General features: G+C 68.8%; 22 protein-coding genes. 13 read left to right on the forward strand and 9 right to left on the reverse strand.

Annotated elements, in window-relative coordinates; all coding sequences use genetic code 11:
* The first annotated feature begins 111 nt into the window (after positions 1-111).
* The 9 genes from uvrC (at position 112) to ACRDPS_RS04290 (ending at position 9,086) form a co-directional block, all read left to right on the forward strand.
* Entirely contained in the window at positions 112-2,106 is a 1,995-nt protein-coding gene (uvrC, locus tag ACRDPS_RS04250; protein WP_431500378.1) for an excinuclease ABC subunit UvrC, read from the forward strand.
* A gap of 3 nt (positions 2,107-2,109) precedes the next feature.
* A complete protein-coding gene (rapZ, locus tag ACRDPS_RS04255) occupies positions 2,110-2,976 on the forward strand; it encodes an RNase adapter RapZ (RefSeq protein WP_431500379.1) in 867 nt (288 codons plus the stop codon).
* Between the two features lie 2 nt (positions 2,977-2,978).
* On the forward strand, positions 2,979-3,959 hold the full coding sequence (locus ACRDPS_RS04260; RefSeq protein WP_431500380.1) for a gluconeogenesis factor YvcK family protein: 981 nt from the start codon (positions 2,979-2,981) through the stop codon (positions 3,957-3,959).
* 156 nt (positions 3,960-4,115) lie between these two features.
* Complete coding sequence (gene whiA / locus ACRDPS_RS04265) at positions 4,116-5,102, forward strand: DNA-binding protein WhiA (RefSeq protein ID WP_431500381.1); 987 nt, start codon at positions 4,116-4,118, stop codon at positions 5,100-5,102.
* 150 nt (positions 5,103-5,252) lie between these two features.
* The gene (gap, locus tag ACRDPS_RS04270) at positions 5,253-6,251 is read left to right on the forward strand and encodes a type I glyceraldehyde-3-phosphate dehydrogenase (protein ID WP_431500382.1); all 999 of its coding nucleotides are present in this window, start codon (positions 5,253-5,255) and stop codon (positions 6,249-6,251) included.
* 38 nt (positions 6,252-6,289) lie between these two features.
* Positions 6,290-7,513, forward strand: coding sequence for a phosphoglycerate kinase (locus ACRDPS_RS04275; protein ID WP_431500383.1), 1,224 nt, complete (start codon positions 6,290-6,292; stop codon positions 7,511-7,513).
* Entirely contained in the window at positions 7,513-8,322 is an 810-nt protein-coding gene (gene tpiA, locus ACRDPS_RS04280; RefSeq protein WP_431500384.1) for a triose-phosphate isomerase, read from the forward strand. The genes ACRDPS_RS04275 and tpiA overlap by 1 nt, the downstream gene beginning before the upstream one ends.
* A gap of 43 nt (positions 8,323-8,365) precedes the next feature.
* On the forward strand, positions 8,366-8,596 hold the full coding sequence (secG, locus tag ACRDPS_RS04285; protein WP_431500385.1) for a preprotein translocase subunit SecG: 231 nt from the start codon (positions 8,366-8,368) through the stop codon (positions 8,594-8,596).
* Between the two features lie 130 nt (positions 8,597-8,726).
* Complete coding sequence (locus ACRDPS_RS04290; RefSeq protein ID WP_008357153.1) at positions 8,727-9,086, forward strand: RNA polymerase-binding protein RbpA; 360 nt, start codon at positions 8,727-8,729, stop codon at positions 9,084-9,086.
* Between the two features lie 139 nt (positions 9,087-9,225).
* Here ACRDPS_RS04290 and ACRDPS_RS04295 read toward each other — a convergent pair whose 3' ends face one another.
* The 6 genes from ACRDPS_RS04295 to tkt form a co-directional block, all read right to left on the reverse strand.
* Complete coding sequence (locus ACRDPS_RS04295; protein ID WP_431500386.1) at positions 9,226-10,200, reverse strand: type IV toxin-antitoxin system AbiEi family antitoxin domain-containing protein; 975 nt, start codon at positions 10,198-10,200, stop codon at positions 9,226-9,228.
* A gap of 203 nt (positions 10,201-10,403) precedes the next feature.
* Positions 10,404-11,243, reverse strand: a complete 840-nt coding sequence (locus tag ACRDPS_RS04300) for an endonuclease I family protein (protein WP_431500387.1) — start codon at positions 11,241-11,243, stop codon at positions 10,404-10,406.
* A 111-nt stretch (positions 11,244-11,354) separates the two neighbouring features.
* Positions 11,355-12,098: a 6-phosphogluconolactonase gene (gene pgl / locus ACRDPS_RS04305; protein ID WP_431500388.1), complete on the reverse strand. Its 744-nt coding sequence runs from the start codon at positions 12,096-12,098 to the stop codon at positions 11,355-11,357.
* Positions 12,095-13,765: a glucose-6-phosphate isomerase gene (pgi, locus tag ACRDPS_RS04310; RefSeq protein ID WP_431500389.1), complete on the reverse strand. Its 1,671-nt coding sequence runs from the start codon at positions 13,763-13,765 to the stop codon at positions 12,095-12,097. The genes pgl and pgi overlap by 4 nt, the downstream gene beginning before the upstream one ends.
* Positions 13,762-14,868: a transaldolase gene (tal, locus tag ACRDPS_RS04315; RefSeq protein ID WP_431500390.1), complete on the reverse strand. Its 1,107-nt coding sequence runs from the start codon at positions 14,866-14,868 to the stop codon at positions 13,762-13,764. Before tal ends, pgi begins: the two co-directional genes overlap by 4 nt.
* 34 nt (positions 14,869-14,902) lie before the next feature.
* Complete coding sequence (gene tkt / locus ACRDPS_RS04320) at positions 14,903-17,008, reverse strand: transketolase (protein WP_431500391.1); 2,106 nt, start codon at positions 17,006-17,008, stop codon at positions 14,903-14,905.
* A 169-nt stretch (positions 17,009-17,177) separates the two neighbouring features.
* Here tkt and ACRDPS_RS04325 point away from each other — a divergent pair, with 169 nt between their 5' ends.
* Together ACRDPS_RS04325 and ACRDPS_RS04330 are read left to right on the forward strand one after the other, a co-directional pair.
* Positions 17,178-18,116: a heme o synthase gene (locus tag ACRDPS_RS04325; RefSeq protein ID WP_431500392.1), complete on the forward strand. Its 939-nt coding sequence runs from the start codon at positions 17,178-17,180 to the stop codon at positions 18,114-18,116.
* An 18-nt stretch (positions 18,117-18,134) separates the two neighbouring features.
* Positions 18,135-18,743, forward strand: coding sequence for a hypothetical protein (locus ACRDPS_RS04330; protein WP_431500393.1), 609 nt, complete (start codon positions 18,135-18,137; stop codon positions 18,741-18,743).
* A gap of 39 nt (positions 18,744-18,782) precedes the next feature.
* On the opposite strand, the gene ACRDPS_RS04335 is transcribed toward ACRDPS_RS04330, so the two are convergent.
* Genes ACRDPS_RS04335 through ACRDPS_RS04345 form a run of 3 tightly spaced genes read right to left on the reverse strand, consistent with a single transcriptional unit; the run spans position 18,783 to position 21,431 of the window.
* Positions 18,783-19,685 carry a COX15/CtaA family protein gene (locus ACRDPS_RS04335; protein WP_431500394.1) on the reverse strand — a complete coding sequence of 301 codons (903 nt, stop codon included), beginning with the start codon at positions 19,683-19,685 and terminating at the stop codon, positions 18,783-18,785.
* A complete protein-coding gene (locus ACRDPS_RS04340) occupies positions 19,682-20,473 on the reverse strand; it encodes an ABC transporter permease (protein WP_431500395.1) in 792 nt (263 codons plus the stop codon). The genes ACRDPS_RS04335 and ACRDPS_RS04340 overlap by 4 nt, the downstream gene beginning before the upstream one ends.
* Positions 20,466-21,431 (reverse strand): ABC transporter ATP-binding protein, encoded by a 966-nt coding sequence (locus ACRDPS_RS04345; RefSeq protein WP_431500396.1) that lies wholly within the window; start codon positions 21,429-21,431, stop codon positions 20,466-20,468. The genes ACRDPS_RS04340 and ACRDPS_RS04345 overlap by 8 nt, the downstream gene beginning before the upstream one ends.
* A 247-nt stretch (positions 21,432-21,678) precedes the next feature.
* Between ACRDPS_RS04345 and ACRDPS_RS04350 the strand changes: the two genes are divergently transcribed.
* Together ACRDPS_RS04350 and ACRDPS_RS04355 are read left to right on the forward strand one after the other, a co-directional pair.
* Positions 21,679-22,320, forward strand: coding sequence for a glyoxalase (locus ACRDPS_RS04350; RefSeq protein WP_431500397.1), 642 nt, complete (start codon positions 21,679-21,681; stop codon positions 22,318-22,320).
* Positions 22,286-22,756, forward strand: coding sequence for a PPOX class F420-dependent oxidoreductase (locus ACRDPS_RS04355; RefSeq protein WP_431500398.1), 471 nt, complete (start codon positions 22,286-22,288; stop codon positions 22,754-22,756). The genes ACRDPS_RS04350 and ACRDPS_RS04355 overlap by 35 nt, the downstream gene beginning before the upstream one ends.
* Positions 22,757-22,769 lie beyond the last annotated feature (13 nt).

Below are 22,769 nucleotides of genomic sequence, written 5' to 3' on the forward strand. Positions count from 1 at the left end.
CTGTGTGATGGAGAGACGATGCCCGGCCGGAGCTCCGGCCGGGCATCGTCGTCGGGCGTCGCCGTCTCTGCACCCGACGAGACTGTCCGTGGTCGCCACTAGGGTTGGAGCGTGCCCGATCCGCAGAGCTATCGCCCCAAAGCTGGAGACATCCCCACCCAGCCTGGGGTCTACCGGTTCCGTGACCCCAAGGGCCGGGTGATCTATGTCGGCAAGGCGATCAACCTGCGCCAGCGGCTCGCGAACTACTTCCAGCCGATCCCGAGCCTGCACCCGCGTACGGCCACGATGGTCACCACCGCGGCCGGGGTCGAGTGGACGACGGTCAACAACGACATCGAGGCGCTCCAGCTCGAATACACCTGGATCAAGGAGTTCGACCCGCGGTTCAACGTCAAGTACCGCGACGACAAGTCCTACCCCTGGCTCGCGGTCACGGTCTCCGACGAGTTCCCGCGGGTCATGGTCGGCCGCGGCGCCAAGCGCAAGGGCACCCGATACTTCGGCCCCTACGGCCACGCCTGGGCGATCCGGGAGACCGTCGACATCCTGCTGCGGGTCTTCCCGATGCGCAGCTGCTCCAACGGCGTCTTCAAACGGTCCCAGCAGATCGGCAGGCCGTGCCTGCTCGGTTACATCGACAAGTGCACCGCGCCCTGCGTCGGGGAGATCTCCGCCGATGACCACCGTGAGATCGTCGACGACTTCTGCGACTTCATGGCCGGCCGAACGGCGCCCTTCACGCGGCGGATCGAGAAGGAGATGCTCGCCGCCTCGGAGGCGCTCGACTTCGAGAAGGCAGCCCGCCTGCGCGACGACCTCGCCGCGATGCAGCGCGCGCTGGAGAAGCAGGCCGTGGTGCTCGGCGACGGCGCCGACGCCGACGTCATCGCGCTGGCCGAGGACCCGCTCGAGGTCGGCGTCCAGATCTTCTACGTCCGCGGCGGCCGCATCAAGGGCCAGCGCGGCTGGGTCGCCGACCGGATGGACGACGCCGATACCGCGGGCCTGGTCGAGCACTTCCTGCTCCAGCTCTACGCCGGCGAGGCTGGTGAGTCTGGCGAGCCTGGCGAGGCGATCCCGCGCGAGATCCTGGTCCCGGCGCTCCCGCCCGACAGCGAGACCCTCGAGGAGCTCCTCTCCGACGTACGCAAGGCGAAGGTCCGGATCCGGGTCCCGCAGCGCGGGGACAAGAAGACGCTCCAGGACACCGTCGCCAGCAACGCCAAGCAGTCCCTCGCTCTCCACAAGACCAAGCGCGCCAGCGACCTGACCACCCGCAACCGGGCGCTGGAGGAGATCCAGGAGGCGCTCGAGCTCGACGAGGTGCCGCTGCGGATCGAGTGCTACGACATCTCCCACCTGCAGGGCACAGAGATCGTGGCCAGCATGGTGGTCTTCGAGGACGGCCTGGCCCGCAAGTCCGAATACCGCCGGTTCATCATCAAGGGCCAGGACGGCTCCGACGACGTCCGGGCGATGCACGAGGTGATCACCAGGCGGTTCAAGCGGCTCCTCGACGAGCAGTCCACCAGCGTCGTCTCGACGGAGATCGAAGGGGCCAACGGCCCGATGCTCGTCGACCCCGAGACCGGTCGGCCGAGGAAGTTCGCGTACGCCCCGGGGCTGGTCGTCGTCGACGGCGGCGCGCCGCAGGTGGCTGCCGCCCAGCGCGCCCTGGCGGAGCTCGGCGTCAATGACATCCCGGTCGTCGGCCTGGCCAAGCGGCTGGAGGAGGTCTGGGTCCCCGGGGAGGAGGACCCGGTGATCCTGCCCAGGTCCTCGGAGGGCCTCTACCTGCTGCAGCGGGTCCGCGACGAGGCGCACCGGTTCGCGATCACCCACCACCGCGGCCGCCGGAGCAAGTCGATGGTCGAGAGCCTGCTCGATGACGTGCCCGGCCTCGGCGAGGTGCGTCGCAAGACCCTGATGAAGCACTTCGGATCGCTGAAGAAGCTCCGTGCGGCCACCGCCGAGGAGATCGCCCAGGTGCCCGGCATCGGCCCGAGCACCGCCGCGGCGATCAAGGCCGCTGTGGAGCAGACGACGAAGGGTGGCAGGGTTGGTTCCATCAACGTCACCACCGGCGAGATCATCGAGGAGTAGGTCATGCACAAGGGGGAGCTCGTCGTCATCACCGGCATGACCGGCGCGGGGCGAAGCACCGCGGCCAAGGAGCTGGAGGATCTCGGCTACTACGTCGTCGACAACCTGCCGCCGAGCCTGCTCCCGCAGGTGGCCGAGCGGGTCGACGCCTCGCGAGGCCCGCAGCAGCCCATCGCGGTCGTGACCGACGTACGTTCGGGGTCGTTCTTCGCCGAGCTCGAAGAGATCCTGGCGAAGGGCTCCACCGGGCGGCGTACGACCCTGGTCTTCCTCGACGCCGCCGACGACACCCTCGTCCGCCGCCAGGAGGCGGCCCGACGGCCCCACCCGATGCAGAAGGGCAACGAGCGGCTGCTGGACGCGCTCGAGCGCGAACGGGTGGTGCTGGCCAGCCTGAGGGGCTCCGCCGACCTGGTCATCGACACGACCCAGCTCAACGTGCACCAGCTCACCGCCAGGATCGCGCAGGCGTTCGGCACGCCGGAGACCACGACGCTGAAGGTGTCGGTGGTGAGCTTCGGGTTCAAGTACGGGATCCCGGTCGACGCCGACTTCATGGCCGACATGCGATTCCTGCCCAACCCGCACTGGGTGCCGGAGCTGAAGGGCGGCAACGGACGCGACAACCCCGACGTCGCTGCCTACGTCTACTCACGCCCTGGCGCGGAGGAGTTCTTGAGCGGGTATGTTCCGGTGCTCATCGGAGTGACCAAGGGCTATCTTCACGAAGGGAAGAGGTTCATGCGCGTGGCGATCGGGTGCACTGGTGGCAAGCACCGCAGCGTAGCGATGGCGGAGGAGATCTCCCGGCGGCTGCGAGATGCCGGCCTGGAGGCGAAGGCGATCCACCGAGACCTCGGTCGGGAGTGAGCGTGGCCGGGGCCGACCGGCCCGGGGCGGACGCCCAGGCCGTCGTCGCCCTGGGGGGAGGGCACGGGCTGCACGCCTCGCTGAGCGGGTTGCGGCTGCTGGTCGACGATCTGACAGTCGATCGGCTCACCGCGATCGTGACGGTCGCCGACAACGGCGGCTCCAGCGGGCGGCTGAGGCGAGAGTTCGGGGTGCTCCCGCCGGGTGACCTGCGGATGGCGTTGGCCGCGCTGTGCGGCGAGGACCGCTGGGACGACACCTGGGCGCAGGTGCTCCAGCACCGGTTCGCCGGTGAGGGGGAGATGCGAGGCCACAACCTGGGCAACCTGCTGATCGTGGGTCTGTGGGAGCAGCTCGGTGACCACGTCGAGGCCCTCGACTGGGTCGGACGCCTGCTCGCCGCCAAGGGCCGCGTCCTGCCGATGGCACTGGTGCCGATGGACATCGTCGCCGAGGTGAGCGGGCTGGTCCTCGAGGACCCCGAGGAGCGCCGTACGATCCGCGGACAGGTCGAGGTGGCCACCACCGACGGCCAGATCGAGTCGATCCGGCTGATCCCCGACAACCCGCCGGCGGCGCCCGACGCGGTCAAGGCGATCCAGGAGGCCGAGTGGGTGTTCCTGGGGCCCGGGTCGTGGTTCACCTCGGTGCTGCCGCACCTGATGGTGCAGGCTCTGCGTGAGGCTCTGGTCGCCACCGCCGCGAAGATCGTCGTTGTGCTCAACCTCGGCGAGCAGCCGGGGGAGACGACCGGATTCGGTCCGGCGGAGCACCTCGACGTGCTCCTCGAACATGCTCCTGAACTGCGAATTCACACGGTCCTCGTCGACGCTTCGATGGACGGCCTGGACGAGCTCCATCAGGTCGCCGACAAGTGCGGTGCGGGCGTCGTCGTGGCCGACGTCGCTCTTGGTGACGGGACTCCTCGCCACGACCCGGAGCGGCTCGCCGCGGCGTACGCGAGCGTGATCGGGGCGGGGTGAATGTACGCGGCCGGGCGACGAGATTTGTCGAAGCCCTCGCGTCATGGCACCGCGCCGAGGCCGTCCCAACCCCGCAAGCCTCGCTCTGGCCCCACTCGGAGTGCTCCGAAATGGAACCGGTTCTAGGGTCGTTGACAACAATGAAAGACTCTCGACATGGCGATGACGGGACAGGTGAAGGCCGAGCTGGCCTCCACTCAGATCACCAAGACATGCTGCCGGAAGGCGGAGGTGGCCTCGACGTTGAGGTTCGCCGGGGGAATCCACATCGTGGCAGGCAGGATCGTGGTCGAGGCTGAGCTCGACACCGGTATGGCCGCCCGGAGGTTGAAGCGAGACATCGCCGACGTCTTCGGCCACGAGGCAGAGGTTGCACTCATCCAGGCGAGCGGGATTCGTAAGGGCAGCCGCTACATCGTGCGGGTGGTCAAGGACGGCGAGGCGCTCGCGCGCCAGACCGGCCTCCTGGACCAGCGCGGACGTCCCGTACGCGGGCTTCCGCCGGCCGTCGTCTCGGGCGGTGCCTGCGACGCTGTCGCCGCCTGGCGTGGCGCCTTCCTGGCCCACGGGTCGCTGACCGAGCCGGGCCGCTCCTCCTCGATGGAGGTGACCTGCCCGGGGTCGGAGGCGGCCCTGGCCCTCGTCGGGGTGGCCCGTCGCATCGGCATCTCCGCAAAGCCGCGAGAGGTACGCGGCGTGGACCGTGTCGTCATCCGCGACGGTGACGCGATCGGCCAGCTGTTGACCCGTCTGGGCGCCCATGAGTCGCTGATGGCCTGGGAGGAGCGCCGGATGCGCCGCGAGGTCCGGGCCACCGCCAACCGGCTGGCCAACTTCGATGACGCCAACCTGCGGCGCTCGGCCCGCGCGGCGGTCGCCGCGGGAGCGCGGGTGGACCGGGCTCTGGAGATCCTCGGCGAGGAGATCCCCGACCACCTGCGCCAGGCCGGAAAGCTGCGCCTGGAGCACAAGCAGGCCTCGCTCGAGGAGCTCGGTCAGCTGCACGACCCGGTGCTGACCAAGGACGCCATCGCGGGCCGCATCCGTCGCCTGCTGGCGATGGCAGACAAGCGGGCCGAGGAGCTCGGCATCCCCGACACCGAGGCTTCGCTGACCGCGGAGATGCTCGCCGAGGACGCATAGGGCTCCGTCAGCGACGGGCTGTCGGCCGGATGCTACTCGTCCGTCTTTTGGAACGATCAAACCCAGTCTCCCGCAGCTCAGGGGTGCTGGGTAGTGTCGTCGTCGGCGGGTGATCCCGCCCACAGTCTTCGACGCGAACCAGGAGTGCACGTGACAGTTCGAGTAGGCATCAACGGCTTCGGCAGGATCGGCCGGAACTTCTTCCGCGCGGTCCGCGCCTCCGACCTCGACATCGAGATCGTCGGGGTCAACGACCTGAGCGACAACGCGACGCTCGCGACGCTGCTGAGGTTCGACTCGATCCTCGGCCCGCTGGACGCCGAGGTGTTGGCCACCGACGACGCGATCGTCGTCGACGGCAAGGAGATCAAGGCGTACGCAGAGCGTGACCCGGCGAACCTCAAGTGGGCCGACCTCGGAGTCGACGTCGTGATCGAGTCCACCGGCTTCTTCACCGACGCCACCAAGGCGCGCGCTCACGTCGACTCGGGCGGGGCGAAGAAGGTGATCATCTCGGCGCCGGGGAAGAACGACGACGCCACCATCGTGATGGGCGTCAACGAGAAGACGTACGACCCCGACGGTCACACCGTCATCTCCAACGCCTCGTGCACGACCAACTGCCTGGCTCCGCTGGCGAAGGCACTCAACGACGGCATCGGCATCAACCGCGGCCTGATGACGACGGTCCACGCCTACACCGCCGACCAGAACCTCCAGGACAACATCCACAAGGATCTGCGTCGCGCCCGCGCCGCCGCGCTCAACGTGGTGCCGACCTCGACCGGTGCCGCCAAGGCGATCGGCCTGGTGCTGCCGGAGCTGAAGGGCAAGCTCGACGGCTACGCGCTGCGAGTGCCGGTGCCGACGGGCTCGATCGTCGACCTCTCCTTCGAGGCCTCCCGCGACACCACGGTCGAGGAGATCAACTCGATCATGGAGAAGGCCGCCGACGGGAAGTACCTCGTCTACTCCACCGACCCGATCGTCTCCCACGACATCGTCACCAACCCGGCCTCCTGCATCTTCGACGCACCGCTGACCAAGGTGATCGGCAACCAGGTCAAGGTCGCGGCGTGGTACGACAACGAGTGGGGCTACTCCAACCGGCTCGGTGACCTGGTCGCGTACGTCGGCGCGAGCCTGTGACGCCAGGACAGGTGTCGCAGGTTAGTGTCTAGCCCGTTATGTCTCTGAATCTCACACAGCTCATCGAGCAGGGGGTCGCGGGCAAGCGTGTTCTTGTGCGCTCCGACCTCAACGTCCCGCTGGAAGGCACGACGATCGCCGACGACGGTCGCATCCGTGCCTCGGTCCCCACGATCAAGGCGCTGGCCGACGCCGGCGCCAAGGTCGTGGTGGTCGCCCACCTCGGGCGCCCGAAGGGCGAGCCGGACCCGCAATACTCGCTCGCGCCCGTAGCCGTGCGGCTCGGTGAGCTGCTCGGCGCCGAGGTCTCCTTCGCGACCGACACGGTCGGCGAGTCCGCCAGCTCGGTCGTCGGCAGCCTCGGCGACGGCCAGGTCGCACTGCTCGAGAACGTACGCTTCAACGCCGGTGAGACCAGCGAGGACGACATCGAGCGGGCCACCTTCGCGGCCCAGCTCGCTGCCCTCGTCGACGCCTTCGTCTCCGACGGCTTCGGCGTGGTCCACCGCAAGCAGGCTTCGGTCTTCGACGTCGCCAAGCTGCTCCCGAGCGCGCAGGGTGGTCTGGTGGCCACCGAGGTGGACGTGCTCACGCGGCTCACCGAGACGCCCGAGCGTCCCTATGTGGTGGTGCTCGGCGGCTCCAAGGTCTCCGACAAGCTCGGCGTGATCGACAACCTGCTCGGCAAGGCCGACAAGCTGCTCATCGGCGGCGGCATGGTCTACACCTTCCTCAAGGCCCAGGGCAACGAGGTCGGCCAGTCGCTGCTGGAGGAGGACCAGGTCCTCACCGTGCTCGGCTACCTCGAGCGCGCCGAGGAGACCGGTGTCGAGATCCTGCTGCCTACCGACGTCGTCGTCGCGGACTCCTTCGGCGACGAGGAGTCCGCCCGCGTGGTCGCGGCCGGCTCCATCCCGTCCGAGTCGCTCGGCCTCGACATCGGCCCCGAGTCCGCCGCGGCGTACGCCGCGGCTCTCGAGGGTGCCAAGACGGTTTTCTGGAACGGTCCGATGGGCGTCTTCGAGCAGCCCGCGTTCGCCGAGGGCACCCGCGCGATCGCCGAGGCGCTCACCACCGTCGACGGCCTCACGGTCATCGGCGGCGGTGACTCCGCGGCGGCGATCCGCCAGCTCGGCTTCGCTGATGACCAGTTCGGCCACATCTCCACCGGCGGGGGCGCCTCGCTGGAATACCTGGAGGGCAAGACGCTTCCGGGCATCGCCGTGCTGGACGGCACGGCCACCGTCGGAGGACTGGGCTGATGGCGACCAAGAAGAAGCCCGAGGGGCGTACGCCACTCATCGCGGGCAACTGGAAGATGAACCTCAACCACCAAGAAGCGGTGGTCCTGGTCCAGAAGCTCGCCTGGACGCTCTCCGACAAGCGCCACGACTTCGCCGCCGTGGACGTCGCGGTGTTCCCGCCGTTCACCGACATCCGCTCGGTGCAGACGCTGGTCGACGGCGACAAGATGAGCATCAGGTACGGCGCTCAGAACGTCTCGACACAGGAGTCCGGCGCCTACACCGGCGAGGTCTCCGCCTCGATGCTGGCCAAGCTCGGCTGCACCTACGTGATCGTGGGCCACTCCGAGCGACGCGAGCACTACGGCGAGACCGACGAGACCGTCGCGCTCAAGGCCAAGATCACGCTCAAGCACAAGATGACGCCGATCGTGTGCGTCGGCGAGGGACTCGAGGTGCGTCAGGCGGGCAACCACCTGGACCACTGCACCAGCCAGGCCGAGGCCTCGCTGGCCGGGCTCACCGACGCCGAGGTCGCCCAGGTCGTGATCGCCTACGAGCCGGTATGGGCGATCGGCACGGGGGAGACCGCCACCGCGCAGGACGCGCAGGAGGTCTGCGTCGGCATCCGCGCGCGGCTGGAGAAGGTCTTCGGCGCCGAGGTTGCCGACGGCGTACGCATCCTCTACGGCGGCTCCGTGAAGCCCAACAACGTCGCCGCGCTGATGCAGGAGCCTGACGTCGACGGTGCCCTGGTGGGCGGGGCGAGTCTCTCGGTCGAGGACTTCGCGGCGGTCTCGCGTTACTACGACCTACCGGTGCTGTAGGGCAGTGCCCTAGTCTTGGCGCTCTTCAGATAGGATTTCAGACGTGGAACTTCTCTTCACCATCATCCTGGTCATCGCGAGTGCGCTGATGATCGTGCTCGTGCTCCTCCACAAGGGCCGCGGTGGCGGACTCTCCGACATGTTCGGTGGCGGTGTCTCGAGCTCGCTGGGTGGATCCTCGGTCGTCGAGCGCAACCTCGACCGGCTCACCATCGGTATCGGTGTGATCTGGTTCGCCACGGTGATCGCGCTCGGCCTGCTGATGGCCTACTGAAACAACCCCCTTCAGCGCGCGCGACATAGCGTCTAAACTCATTCGACGCTGGACGGCGTTTGCCGTCCGCTTCCCCCAAAGTGGCCTCTCGGGGCTGCGAACTTAAGTTGAGAGAGGACACCGCAGCACCATGGCAGGTGGAGGGAACGCGATTCGGGGCTCCCGAGTCGGTGCTGGGCCAATGGGCGAGGCGGAGCGTGGCGAGGCAGCGCCACGGAAGGCCGTCACCTACTTCTGCGCCAACGCACACCGCTCGGTCATCACGTTCGCCGTCGAGGCGACGCCGCCGGACTCCTGGGACTGCCCCAAGTGCGGCCTTCCAGCGGGTCTCGACGAGGAGAACGCGCCCCCGGCGCCGAAGATCGAGCCGTACAAGACCCACCTCGCCTACGTGAAGGAGCGCCGCTCCGACGCCGAGGCCGAGGACATCCTGGAGGAGGCAATCGCCCTCCTCCGCTCCCGCCGGAAGTCCGGCGAGATCATCTTCTGACCTTCCCCCGAGTCGGCGCATCTGCCCCAAGCAGAGGCGTCGATTCGGCGCATCTGTCTCAGGTTGAGGTGCCGAGTCGGCGCAACTGTCCCACGCTGAGGCGTCGAGTCGGCGCGTCTGTCCCACCGATCTCGCCAGATCAGCCCGTCAGCCGCTCTCCGCGCCGCCGCAGAGCCTGGTGGCGCAGTTGTCTGATGCGTACCTCCGCATCGCCGTGGCGGGTGAAGAGGTCTGCCTTCTCGAATGCCTCGATCAGCCACCCCTCTTGCCGTACGTCCTCGCGACGCTCCTGGTCATGGTCCCGTTGGCTGGGGGAGGAGTGCCAGTCATCCCCGTCGTATTCGACTGCCGCGAGCAGGTCCTCGTTGGCCAGGTCGAGCCGACCGACGAACTCGCCCTCGGCAGTCACGACCTCGACCTGCGGTGTGACGGGGAACCCGGCTTGGTGGCAGCGCAGCAGGAGGACTGCTTCGGGTGGCGACTCGACGCGGCCGTCGGCGAGCGGGCCGATGACACGAAGGGTGGTCACCCATCGCTGGCCGCGGAACCGCTCGATGCCTTGGAGGAACTCCTCGGTCTCGTACGCGCCGAGCCGGTGCATCGAGCTGACCCCGGCGATCGCCTCATCGGTCCAGCGAACACGGCCAAGATCCCAGGCCGTACGCAGCGGGTTGGTGACCCGGAGTCCGCCGATCTCGACGACGTCCGACTCAGGTATGTCGCGCTCCCCGCTGTCGGCGATGTCGTTGCGCAGCCTGCCGCGTCCGGCCGGGAGATAGAGCGACAGCGGGCGGAGGTTGAGGTGCTCGCCGGGAGCGAGCACCATCTCAGCGCCGAGCAGCCACCCTGCGTGTCTGTCGACGACGATGCAGTCGGGAGGCGCCACCAGCTTCAGGCACGCCGCGCGTAGGGCGAGCGAGTCGCCCGCCTCGGTGGCGAGGTAGGTGCCCTTGACTGGCCGGCGAACCAGACCATTCGTGAGGAGCTCGCCGAGGCGTCTTCTGGAGATTCCGGCTCGGCGCGCCATCTTGTAGGTGAATGGTTCGTTCGGGGGCAGAGGGAAGGTTTCCCCGAGGCTGCCGTTGTACAACATCTCGTTCAGGTCCAAGTCCATGTCTGAGAGTCTGAGAGCCTCTCGGGCATGGCGCCACTACGTCCAGCCAACCTGTGGAAAAGCCTGTGGATAACTCGGGGCAGTTGCGCCGACTCGACGCATCTGGGCGGGACAGACGCGCCGACTCGACCCTCGATTCTGGGGCAGTTGCGCCGGCTCGGGCTGAATTTTTGGGGCAGTTGCGCCGGGTCGGCATAGGGGGCTCACCAGATCGACTCGACCCATTCGGGGTGGTCTACGAAGGGATTGCGGTTGTTCTGCCAGGTGGCGTAGATCTTGTCGTTGCGGTTGATCTCGAACTCCGAGGGCGGGTCGGCCTCGTGCCAGGCCTTGAGCACTGACAGCTTGCCGATGTAGGGGGCGGAGCCGTTGTCGACCTGGTCGTTGAGCTCGAGGTCGACGTAGGAGTCGGTGCCCTCGTAGCGTACGGCCATGTAGAACATCGCTCGGGCGATGTCGCCCTTGCTCACCGCCGGCGGCTCGAAGGAGTCGCTGTCGACGGCGCAGTCGGAGCACTGGTCGACCGAGCCGGTGGTCTCGTCGAAGTCGAGGTTGCCACGGGTGCTGTTGACCGAGACGTCCTCGGGCATCAGGTGGTGGATGTCGGTGCCCGGGCCGGCCGAGGTGCCGAGGTCGCCGTGGCTCTTGGCCCAGGTGTGCTCACGGTTCCACTGGTCGGGGTCGCCGCCGTTGGAGCTCTTCGGCAGCGAGAGCTGGGAGTAGACGGTGATGACGTTGGCGGAGTCGTTCGGGTCCTCGTCGACGTCCTTCAGCGCCTCCCAGACCTGGTCGTAGGAGAGGGTCGTGTGGTCGTCGATGATGCCGTTGAGAGCCGTCTTGAGCTGGTCACCAGAGAGCCCGTCAGCGGCGTCGTAGTAGCCGCTCGGGATCTCGCTGCTCGTCGGCGGATCGGTCGCCCGGTCCGGGGGGAGAGTGGCCGACTGGGCCGGGACGGTCGTGAGCACGACCGCCGTGGTGGTCGCCGTAGCGAGGGTCAGAAGGCTGGCCGGGATGCGACGCAGCCGAGATCTGCGGAGAGGCATGCTCCTGATCGTGGCATGGCGGATGTCGACGGCGTCAGGGTTGAGGTCAAGTCTTTACGTGAACTTTGCACAACAGGTAATTCTGTTGCTTGATGCGGGACGACGCCCGGATCAGAGCTTGGAGGCCGCGCCGCGGTCCAGGAACCAGGTCGTCTCTGCCGTGCCGGTGACGCCGGTGGCGGGGATCTCGGAGACCTGAGCCCCGGCGTGAGCCTTCGCCACCGCGTCGGCCTTGCCCTCGCCGCTGACCAGGAACCAGACGGTCGTTGCCCGTCGCAGGGCCTCGAAGGTGAAGGTGATGCGCTCGGGCGGCGGCTTGGGGGAGTCGGTGACTCCGACGGCGATCGCGTCCTTCGCCTCGAGCTGCGGATGGCCGGGGAAGAGCGAGGCGATGTGGCCATCGGGGCCGACACCGAGCATGAGGATGTCGAAGCCGCCCGAGCCGTGGCTTCGTACCTCATCGGAGAACTGAGCCGCGGCGTCGTCGACGCTCAGGCCGGAGTCGGAGGAGGGCATCTCGTGGATGCGGTGGTCCGGGACGCCGACCGGGGTCAGGAACGCGGCGCGCGCCTGACCCGCGTTGCGATCGGCGGAGTCGGAGGGGACATAACGCTCGTCGCCGAAGAAGAAGTCGACCGCGCCCCAGTCCACGCCCGACTCGGGTGCCAGCCGCGCGATCTCGCGGTGGATCGCCTCGGCGATGGTGCCGCCGGTGAGACCGATGGTGGGTACGTCGCCGGCGGCCTGCAGGTCTGCGAGGCGGCTGAGGAACTCCCCGGCCACCGCGCCGGCCAGTGCCTCGGCGGTGTCGTGGACCTCGATGAGTGACTCGGGATGACCGTCGCTGGTCGTCACGTGCGCTTCTCTCTGTAGTAGGCGATGAGGGACTGGGTGGAGGTGTCCTGCTGGCGGGCGGTGCTCGCGTCGCCGGAGACGGCGGGGCTGATCTGCAGGGCGAGCTGCTTGCCGAGCTCGACGCCCCACTGGTCGAAGGAGTCGATGCCCCACACCACGCCCTGGGTGAAGGTGATGTGCTCGTAGAGCGCGATCAGCTGACCTAGCACGCCTGGGGTCAGGGACGGCGCCATGATCGAGGTGGTCGGCCGGTTGCCGGAGAAGACACGTGCGTTGACGATGTTCGCAGCGGTGCCCTCGGCACGCACCTGCTCGTCGTTCTTGCCGAACGCCAGGGCCTGGGTCTGGGCGAAGAAGTTGGCCAGGAACAGCTCGTGCACGTCGACGTCGCCCTGTCCGCTGTCGGCGTCCTTGAGCGGATAGGCCGGGTTGGCGAAGGCGATGAAGTCGGCCGGGATGACCCGGGTGCCCTGGTGGATCAGCTGGTAGAAGGCATGCTGTCCGTTGGTGCCGGGCTCGCCCCAGAACACCTCACCGGTGTCGGTCGTGACCGCGGTGCCGTCCCAGCGCACCGACTTGCCGTTGGACTCCATGGTGAGCTGCTGAAGGTAGGCGGGGAACCGGTGCAGCAGCTGCGAGTAGGGCAGCACCGCGTGGGTCTGGGCGTCGAGGAAGTTGACGTACCAGACGTTCAGGAGGCCCATCAACGCCGGTACGTTCTCGGCGAGCGGGGCCGTGCGGAAGTGCTCGTCGATCGCGTGGAAGCCACCGAGGAACTCCGCGAACCCCTCGGGCCCGACGGCGATGGCCAGCGAGGTGCCGATCGCGGAGTCGACCGAGTAGCGACCGCCGACCCAGTCCCAGAAGCCGAAGGCGTTCTCCGGGTCGATCCCGAAGGCCTCGACCTTGTCCAGCGCCGTGGAGACCGCGACGAAGTGCTTCTTCACGGCCTCGGCGGAGTCGACGTCGGGGCCGAGCGCGTCGAGCAGCCAGGCGCGGGCGAGCCGGGCGTTGGTCAGGGTCTCCAGCGTCGAGAAGGTCTTCGAGGAGACGATGAACAGGGTGGTCGCGGGGTCGAGCCCCTTGAGCTTCTGGCCGGCGTCGGTCGGATCGATGTTGGAGATGAACCGGCACTCGATCTCGGGATGATGGAACGGCTCCAGCGCTTCGTACGCCATCACCGGACCCAGGTCGGAGCCACCGATGCCGATGTTGACGACCGTCCGGATCCGCTCGCCGGTCACGCCCTGCCACTCTCCGGACCGGACCCGGTCGGCGAAGGCGTACATCTTGGCGAGGGTCTCGTGGACCGCCGGGACGATGTCTTCGCCGTCGACGGTCAGCGACGCGTCCGCGGGAAGACGCAGGGCGGTGTGGAGCACCGCACGGTCCTCGGTGACGTTGATGTGCTCACCGGCGAGCATCGCGTCGCGCCGGGCCTCGAGACCGACCTGCTCGGCGAGCGAGAGCAGGCCGGCCATGAGGTCATCGGTGATGAGACCCTTGGAGAGGTCGACGTGCAGGTCGGCCGCTCCGTAGGTGAAGCGTGAGGCCCGGCCGGGATCGTCGGCGAACCACGAGCGCAGATCGGGCTCGAAGCCGGTCCTGAGCTCGGTGAGCCGCTTCCAGGCGTCCGTGGTGGTGGCGTCGACCGGGCCTCGGGTCACTGCTTGACCGCCTCGATCTGGGCGACCACGGTGTCGACGAGCTCGGTCCAGGACGCCTTGAACTTGTCCACGCCCTCGGTCTCCAGCACCAGGAAGACGTCGGCGAGGTCGACCCCGACCGAGCTCAGCGACTCGAAGACGACCGCCGCGTCGGCGCCCTTGCCGGTCACCACGTCGCCCTTGACCTCGCCGTGGTCGGCGAAGGCGTCCATCGTCTTCTCCGGCATGGTGTTGACCGTGTCGGAGACCACCAGGTCGGTGACGTAGAGGGTGTCCGGGTAGGCCGGGTTCTTCACGCCGGTCGAGGCCCACAGCGGCCGCTGGTCGTTGGCACCCTCAGCGGCGAGCGCTGCCCAGCGCTCGCTCTTGTGGACCTCCTCGAAGGCGGCGTACGCAGCGATGGCGTTGGCCACGGCAGCCTTGCCGAGCAGGGCGCTGGCCTCGGGGGTACCGATCGCCTCGAGCCGCTTGTCGATCTCGCTGTCCACGCGGGAGACGAAGAACGAGGCGACGCTGCGGATCGTGGAGAGGTCCTTGCCGGCCGCCTTGGCCTGCTCCAGACCGGTCAGGTAGGCGTCCATGACCGCCTGGTAGCGCTCGACGGAGAAGATCAGGGTCACGTTGACCGAGATGCCCTCCGCGATCGCGGCGGTGATCGCCGGGAGCCCCTCCAGGGTGGCGGGGATCTTGATCAGCACGTTGGGGCGGTCGACCGCCGCCCACAGCGCCTTCGCGGAGGCGACGGTCGCCTCGGTGTCGTTGGCCAGGGTCGGCTCGACCTCGATCGAGACCCGGCCGTCGTCCTTGGTCGCGTCGGCGACCGGCGCGAGGATGTCGCAGGCGTTGCGTACGTCCTCGGTGGTCAGGCCGAAGATCACCTCGTCTACGTTCTTGCCCTCGGCCACCAGCGCGCGGAGCTGCTCGTCATAGCGCTCACCGTTGGCGATCGCCGCGGCGAAGATCGTCGGGTTGGTGGTCACCCCGACGACGGACTTCTCCTTGACCAGGGCGGCGAGGTTGCCGGTCTCGATCCGCTCCCGGGAGAGGTCGTCGAGCCAGATGGACACGCCGGCCTCGGCCAGCGCCTTGAGACGATCAGACATATCTGATTCCCTTCGAAGATTGGGTGGTTGGGCCTCAGCCGTTGCTGGCCGCGAGGCTCTCCTTGGCGGCCGTGATGACCGCCTCGGGGGTGAAGCCGTACTCCTTGAACAGCAGCGAGCCGGACGCCGAGGCGCCGAAGTGGTCGAGCGAGACGATCCGGCCGGCATCGCCGACGTACTCCCGCCAGCCCTGCTTCACGCCCGCCTCGACGCTGACCCGCGCCTTGACCGCGGGCGGGATCACCGAGTCGCGGTAGTCCTGGTCCTGGGCGTCGAACCACTCCAGGCAGGGCAGCGAGACGACACGGGCGCCGATGCCCTCCTCGGCCAGCGCCTCGCGGGCGGCCACGGCGTACTGCACCTCGGAGCCCGTGCCGAGCAGCACGACGTCGACCTTGTCGGTGGGGGAGTCGAGGAGCACATAGCCGCCCTTGGCCACGCCGCTCGTGTCCGAGTAGCCGTCCTTCCCACGCGGGAAGGTCGGCAGCGCCTGGCGCGTCAGGATGAGCGCCGAGGGGCGGTCGTGGTGCTTGAGCACCTGGAGCCACGCGGCGGCGGTCTCGTTGGCGTCGGCGGGACGGATCACGTCGAGACCCGGCATCGCGCGCACGGCCGCGAGGTGCTCGACCGGCTGGTGGGTGGGGCCGTCCTCGCCGAGCCCGACGGAGTCGTGGGTCCAGACGTGGATCACGGGCAGCTTGGACAGTGCCCCGACACGTACGGCACCTCGCATGTAGTCGGAGAACTGGAAGAACGTGCCACCGAAGACCCTGGTCGGGGAGTGGGCCACGATGCCGTTGAGGATCGCGCCCATGCCGTGCTCGCGGATGCCGAAGTGGAGCACGCGACCCGCGTAGGGGTCGCCCTTCCACTCACCGGTGGAGCGCTCCTCCGGGATGAAGCTCGGCGCGTCGGAGATGGTGGTGTTGTTGGATCCGGCGAGGTCGGCCGAGCCGCCCCAGAGCTCGGGAAGCACCGGTGCGAGGGCGTTGATCACCTTGCCGGAGGCGGCGCGGGTGGCGATGCCCTTCGCGTCGGCCTCGAAGACCGGGAGGGCGTCGGCGATGCCCTCGGGAAGCTCGCCGGCCTGGAGCCGCTCGAGCAGCTCCGCGCCCTCCGGGTTGGCCTTGGCCCAGGCCGCCTCCTCGGCGCGCCAGGCCTTCTCGGCCTCCTCCCCGCGCTCGATGAGCTCGCGGGTGTGCGCCAGCACCTCGGGGTCGACGTCGAAGGTCTTGGCCGGGTCGAAGCCCAGCACCTCCTTGGTCGCGGCGACCTCCTCCTCGCCGAGAGCCGAGCCGTGGGCGGCGCCGGTGTTCTGGGCGTTGGGTGCGGGCCAGGCGATGACGGTGCGCAGCACGATCAGGGACGGCTTGTCGGTGACCTCGGTGGCCGCGTTGATCGCCTCGAACAGCTCGGGCACGTCCTCCTTGTAGCCGGAGCCGCCGTTGGTCCAGTCGACCTCCTGGACGTGCCAGCCGTACGCCTCGTAGCGGGCGCCGACGTCCTCGGTGAAGGCGACGTTGGTGTCGCCCTCGATCGAGATCCGGTTGGCGTCGTAGATCATCGTGAGGTTGCCGAGCTTCTGGGTGCCGGCGATCGAGCTCGCTTCGCTGCTGACGCCCTCCTGCAGGTCGCCGTCGCTGGCCAGGACGTACGTCTTGTGGTCGAACGGGCTCGGCTTGTCGGCCGGGGTCTCGGGGTCGAGCAGACCGCGCAGCCTGCGCTGCGCCATCGCGATGCCGACCGCGTTGGCGACACCCTGGCCGAGCGGGCCGGTGGTCACCTCGATGCCCTTGGTGTGGCCGCGCTCGGGGTGGCCCGGGGTCAGCGAGTCCCACTGGCGCAGGGCCTCGAGGTCGCCGATCTCGAGACCGAAGCCGCCGAGGTAGAGCTGGATGTAGTGGGTGATCGAGGAGTGACCGACCGAGAGCACGAAGCGGTCTCGGGCGAGCCAGTCGGTGTCGGCGGGGTTGTGCCGCATCACCTTCTGGAAGAGGAGGTACGCCGCGGGCGCCAGGCTCATCGCGGTGCCAGGATGGCCGTTGCCGACCTTCTGCACGGAGTCCATGGCGAGAACGCGGACGGTGTCCACGGCCTTGCGGTCTAGATCGGTCCACTCGAGTACAGATTGGGTGCTCACGAGGTGCCTTTTCAATGCGTAGAGTCACTTGGAAGAGTTCCAGGGCCGGCCGTGGGGGCTGCCGAATCCGAGCCTACTCACGCACGGGGTTAGACTGCGAGCCGCATGCTGTGAACTGCGTGTTCGAGTCGCATGTGACGCTCTCCCCGATCGAGAAGGATCTTTCTCAGTGACGCACGTCGGACAGCCGGTCCCGGAACTCGACCAGCGTAGCGACCGCGCGTCAATGCGCGACGTCATCTCGGCTTATGTCTCGTTGACGAAGCCTCGGGTGATCGAGCTGCTGCTGCTGACCACGGTGCCGGTGATGTTCTTCGCCGCGCAGGGTGTGCCGAGCGTCGGCCTGGTCGCGGCGACCGTCGTCGGTGGGATCTTCTCGGCCGGCTCGGCCTCGGTCTTCAACTGCGTCTACGACCGCGACATCGACGAGCAGATGAGGCGTACGCGGCGACGTGCCCTGCCGCGGCACGTGGTCACCCCGCGCGCGGCCCTCGTCTTCGGGTCGGTGCTCGCCGTCCTGTCGGTCGTGGTGCTCGGTCTCTTCGTCAACTGGCTCTCCGCCGGACTCTCGCTGGCCGCCAACGCGTTCTACGTCTTCGTCTACACGATGCTGCTCAAGCGGCGTACGACGCAGAACATCGTCTGGGGCGGCATCGCCGGCTGCTTCCCGACCCTGATCGGCTGGACCGCGGTCACCAACCAGGTCTCCTGGGAGCCGCTGATCCTGTTCATGGTCGTCTTCTTCTGGACGCCGCCGCACACCTGGGCGCTGGCGCTTCGCTACCGCGAGGACTACGCGCAGGTCGACGTGCCGATGCTGCCCGTGGTCAAGTCCGCCCGGCACGTCGGCGGCCAGATCGTCATCTACTCCTGGGTGATGGTCGCGACGTCGCTGCTGATGTGGCCGCTCGCCTCGACGGGCTGGCTCTACCCGGTCGCCTCCGTCCTCCTGGGCGCGGTCTTCCTCGTCCAGGCCCACCAGCTGCACGCGCGCGCCAAGGGCACCGAGAACCTCACCAAGATCCGCCCGATGCAGCTCTTCCACTCGAGCAACCTCTACCTGAGCCTGCTCTTCGTCGCCCTCGCGGTCGACCCGCTGCTGCGCTGACCTCGAAGGCGCCAGACGGTGTGGTCCCGGGCCGTCCGCATCGCGGTGGAGGTGCTGGCGTGGTTCGCCGTCGCGGTCGGCCTGATCTGGTTGCTGATCGCACTCTCGGTGGGCGGCGAGGCCGCCTCGGGTGACTCGCGCCGTCCGTTCCCCGCGGAGTTGCGGGGTCTTGCACCCATGCTGGCGGCTACGTGTCTGCCGGGTGGAGCCCTCACGCTGGTGCTGCTGCGCACTCCCGCGGTTGCGCGGATCTGCGCCGGGTTCACCGGCGCGATGGTGGTTGCGGCGGGGTTCAGCTTCCGCCTCGTGCCCGAGACGGCCGAGCGCGCCGAGCCGTTCTACCAATGGGTTCCGGTCGTGGCGGGCGCTCTGCTCGTCGTGCTCGCGCTGGTCGGTTGGCGACCAGATGGTGAGCGGCCCGCCGCGGACCGTGGGCTGGAGTCGGTGCTGCTGGTGATCCTCTTGTGGGTCGGCGCGTTCGTCGTGGGCGTCTGGGCGTTGCTGCTGTCGGGCGACTGGATCGGCGCGTACTCGGATCAGGAGTCGAGCTGGAACGACGGTGGTCCCGAGTCAGTGATCATCTTCGTCGGGCTGGTCGCCGCCGGCCGACAAGCGCTGCGACTCTGACCCGGCCGCGCCGAGACGTCGTCTCGACGGGGAGCCGGCTCAGGCGGAGTGGGCGCGGGTGGAGGCCACGACACGAGCGAGGCCGGCGGAGATGAGCGCGGCGCCGAGCATGTGGAAGCCGACGAGGAGGACGGGGAGGTCGGTGAGGTACTGGACCCAGCCGATCAGTCCCTGGGCGAGCTCGACGACCAGCAGGGTGATGGTCACGCTCCGGACGTACGCGTTCTTGCGGCCGAGCCACAGCGCGACCAGGGTCGCGGCGACGAGCGCGTAGACGGCGTAGGCGTGGATGTGGGACATCAGCGCCGGGTCGAGGCCGGTGCGGCGGGACTCGAGGTCGCCGGAGTGGGGGCCGGAGCCGGTCACGACGGTGCCCAGCCAGAGGGTGACCCAGCCGACCACGAGGGTGACCACCGAGGCGATGCGCACGTTGCGCGGCGCGGCCTCGCGCACAGGCGAGCGGATCTCGTCGAGGAGCCAGACGCACAGGCCGACCATCGCCATCGAGAGCAGCAGGTGGAGGGCGACGACGTACGGGTTGAGGTCGGTGAGCACCGTGATCCCGCCGATCACGCCCTGGAACGGGATGCCGGCGGCGATCACGACCGCCAGGCGGCGTACGACTCCTGGGCGGTTCCAGACCGCGACGACGACCGCGATGGCGATCGCGGCCAGGACATAGGTCAGCAGGCGGTTGCCGAACTCGATGACACCGTTGATGCCGAGCGCCTCATGAGCCACGTAGGACTCCTCGGTGCACTTGGGCCAGGTGGGGCAGCCGAGCCCGGAGCCGGTCAGACGTACGACACCGCCGGTCACCACGATCCCGATGTTGGCGACCAGGTTGGCGACCGCCAGCCCGAACAGGTGGTCCCGGAGCCAGGCGAGGACCTTGTCCTTGGCCGAGGGGGCAGGGCGGGTCGTGGGTTCGGTGGTCGTCATTCCCACTTGAAGGTCCTAGCTGTGAGGGTCGAGCCGAGGACGGCCCAGATCATGAGGACGCCGAGGTCTCGCCAGGCGGGGACGCCGTCGAGGAAGGCGGTGCGTACTGCCTCTCCCAGCGCGCCGGAGGGCAGCCATCGGGCGACGTCACCGTAGGCGCCGTAGGCCGTCAGCGGCAGCACCACGGCACCGCCGGCGAGGAGGAGCAGGTAGATGAGGTTGGCCGCGGCCAAGGTGGCCTCGGCACGCAGCACCCCGGCGACGAAGAGACCGAGGGCGGCGAAGGCCAGCGTGCCGGTCGCGATGGCCAGGAAGAAGGCGATCACGGTGCCGACGCCCGCGGCGGGCGTCCAGCCGAGGATCTGACCGACGCCGCCGATGACGAAGAGCTGGACGAGCTGTACGCAGCCCAGCGCGAGCACCTTGCCGGCGAGCAGGCCGGTGCGGGGCAGCGGCGAGGCACCCAGGCGCTTGATCACGCCGTAGCGCCGCTCGAACCCGGTGGCGATCGCGAGGCTCGTGAAGGAGGTCGACATGATCGCCAGGGCCAGGACGCCCGGGGTGAGGATGTCGACCAGTCGCCGGTCGGTGCCGAGATGGAGGTCGATCGCGTTGCCCGCGGTGACACCGCCGATCAGCACCATCACCGGGATCACGACCGCCAGGAGCAGCTGCTCGCCGTTGCGGAGCATCAGCTTGGCTTCCATCAGCGCCTGGGCGACGACCTGACGGGGGAGCGGCGCGCCGCCGGGCCTGGGGGTGAAGGTCCCCGTGGCGACCTCAGACATGTTCGACCCCCTCGGTGAGATGGAGCCCTCCGGTGAGGTCGAGGAAGACGTCCTCGAGGCTCCTGCGGCCCAGGGTCAGCGACTCCGGGAGGACGTCGTTCTCCTCGCACCAGCGCGAGACCTTGGCGAGCGTGGTCGGGTCGGCCTTGCCGGCGACCCGCATCGAGCGCTCGTCGAGGAGCGTGACCTCGGTGTCCTCGCCGAGCGCCTTGCGCAGGGACTCGCGCGCACCGGGCGGGAACGGCTTGGTCACGACCAGCCTGATCGTGGCGGTGGCGCTCATCCCGGTTCCCGGCCCGCGGGTCAGCTCCAGCGGCGTACCCGAGGCGATCATCCGGCCGCGGTCGATGATGTGGACCTGGTCGGCCAGCTCCTCGGCCTCCTCCAGGTAGTGGGTGGTCAGCACCACCGTCACCCCGTCTGCGCGGAGCTCGCGCAGCAGCTCCCAGGTCGTACGCCGGCCCTGCGGGTCCATCCCCGCGGTCGGCTCGTCGACGAACACCAGGTCCGGCCGTCCGACCAGGGCCATCGCCAGACCGAGCCGCTGCTGCTGTCCGCCCGAGAGCCTCCGGTAGGGGGTGCGACCGCACTCACCCAGCCCCAGCCGCTCGGCCAGGTAGTCGATGTCCAGCGGATGCGCGTGCAGCCGCGAGATGTGACGGAGCATCTCCATGGCGCGTACGCCGCTCCAGGCGCCTTGCCCCTGCAGCATCACACCGATCCGGGGGAGCAGCTGCTTGCGGTCGGCGATCGGGTCGAGCCCGAGCACGCGCACGGTGCCCTGCTGGGGCTTGCGATAGCCCTCGCACGTCTCCAGGGTGGTCGTCTTCCCGGCGCCGTTCGGCCCGAGGACGGCCGTGATCGAGCCCTCCGCGACGCTCAGCGTGAGTCCGTCGACGGCCTGCTTGTCGCCGTAGGTCATTCGCAGGTCGCGGACCTCGACAGCGGGGGAGTGCACCCGTGCAGTCTAAGAAGGCGTACGCCACCGGCCCAATCGCGTGGCCGTGGGCCTCAGGATTCTTAGGTGTCTGTAAGGACGTTGGCCGCCCAACTCCCACCGAAGGACGGCCAACGCGGGGATGAGACGTGACGCCCCCGGTGCCATGACGCGGTACCTGAGACACAAGTTCTGCTCAGGAGATCAACAGGCCAAGACGGTCAGGAATCGAGAAGCCTCGCCCGCTCAGGGTTCCTAGGGTCAAGACATGTTCACTCTTCAGACCATCACCCTCGACGTGACAGACCCCACGGACGCCCGGGCGTTCTACGAGAAGGCCTTCGGCCTCACCGACCAGATCTCCGTACGCCAGGGCCCGGGCACCGGCACCGGCCGCCCGTTCACGATCTCGCTGGTCGTCGGCCAGCCCTCGACGGTCGACAGCCTCGTCGACTCGGCGCTCACCGCCGGCGCCACCTCCCTCAAGCCGGTCGAGAAGTCCTTCTGGGGCTACGGCGGTATCGTCTCGGCCCCCGACGGCTCGGTCTGGAAGATCGCGACCTCGGCGAAGAAGGACCGCGGCCCCGCCACCCGGGAGATCGACGACATCGTCCTGCTCCTCGGCGTCGCCGACGTCAAGGCGAGCAAGCGGTTCTACGCCGAGCGCGGACTCGGGGTGAAGCGGAGCTTCGGAGGCAAGTACGCCGAGTTCGAGGCCGCTCCCGGTGCCGTCCAGCTTGCGATCTACCCCCGGCACGCCCTGGAGAAGGAGACCGGTGTCGCGCTCGACCCGGCCGCTGCGTACGGAATCGTCCTGGGTGGCGGCGGCGAGGCCTTCACCGACCCGGACGGGTTCGCCTGGCAGGCTGGGGGCCATGGCACGCACGATCGCGACGAACACGACCGTTGATCTCGAGGGGCTCCTGGAGTTCGTACGTCCCCGCCACCAGATGATCCTGGTGACCGGCCGCGCCGATGGGAGCCCGCAGCTCTCACCGGTCACCGGCGGCGTCGACGACGACGGCCGGATCGTGATCGCCACCTACCCGGAGCGGGCCAAGACCCGCAACGCCCGCATCCGTCCGCAGGTGAGCGTGATGGTCCTCTCCGAGGAGTGGAACGGCGCCTGGGTCCAGGTCGACGGCGACGTAGAGGTCCTCGACGCGACGGCCGGGGAGTCGGCGCTCGACGCGTTCGTGGCCTACTTCCGCAACATCTCCGGCGAGCACTCCGACTGGGACGAGTACCGCCAGGCGATGGTCGACCAGGGCAAGTCGCTCCTCCGGATCACCCCGAAGCGGTGGGGGCCGGTCGCCACCGGAGGCTTCCCCGCGCGTCTCGCGTGAGGTCCCGCTCGGT

The sequence above is a fragment of the Nocardioides sp. genome, from assembly GCF_050699375.1.
Lineage (GTDB): Bacteria > Actinomycetota > Actinomycetes > Propionibacteriales > Nocardioidaceae > Nocardioides.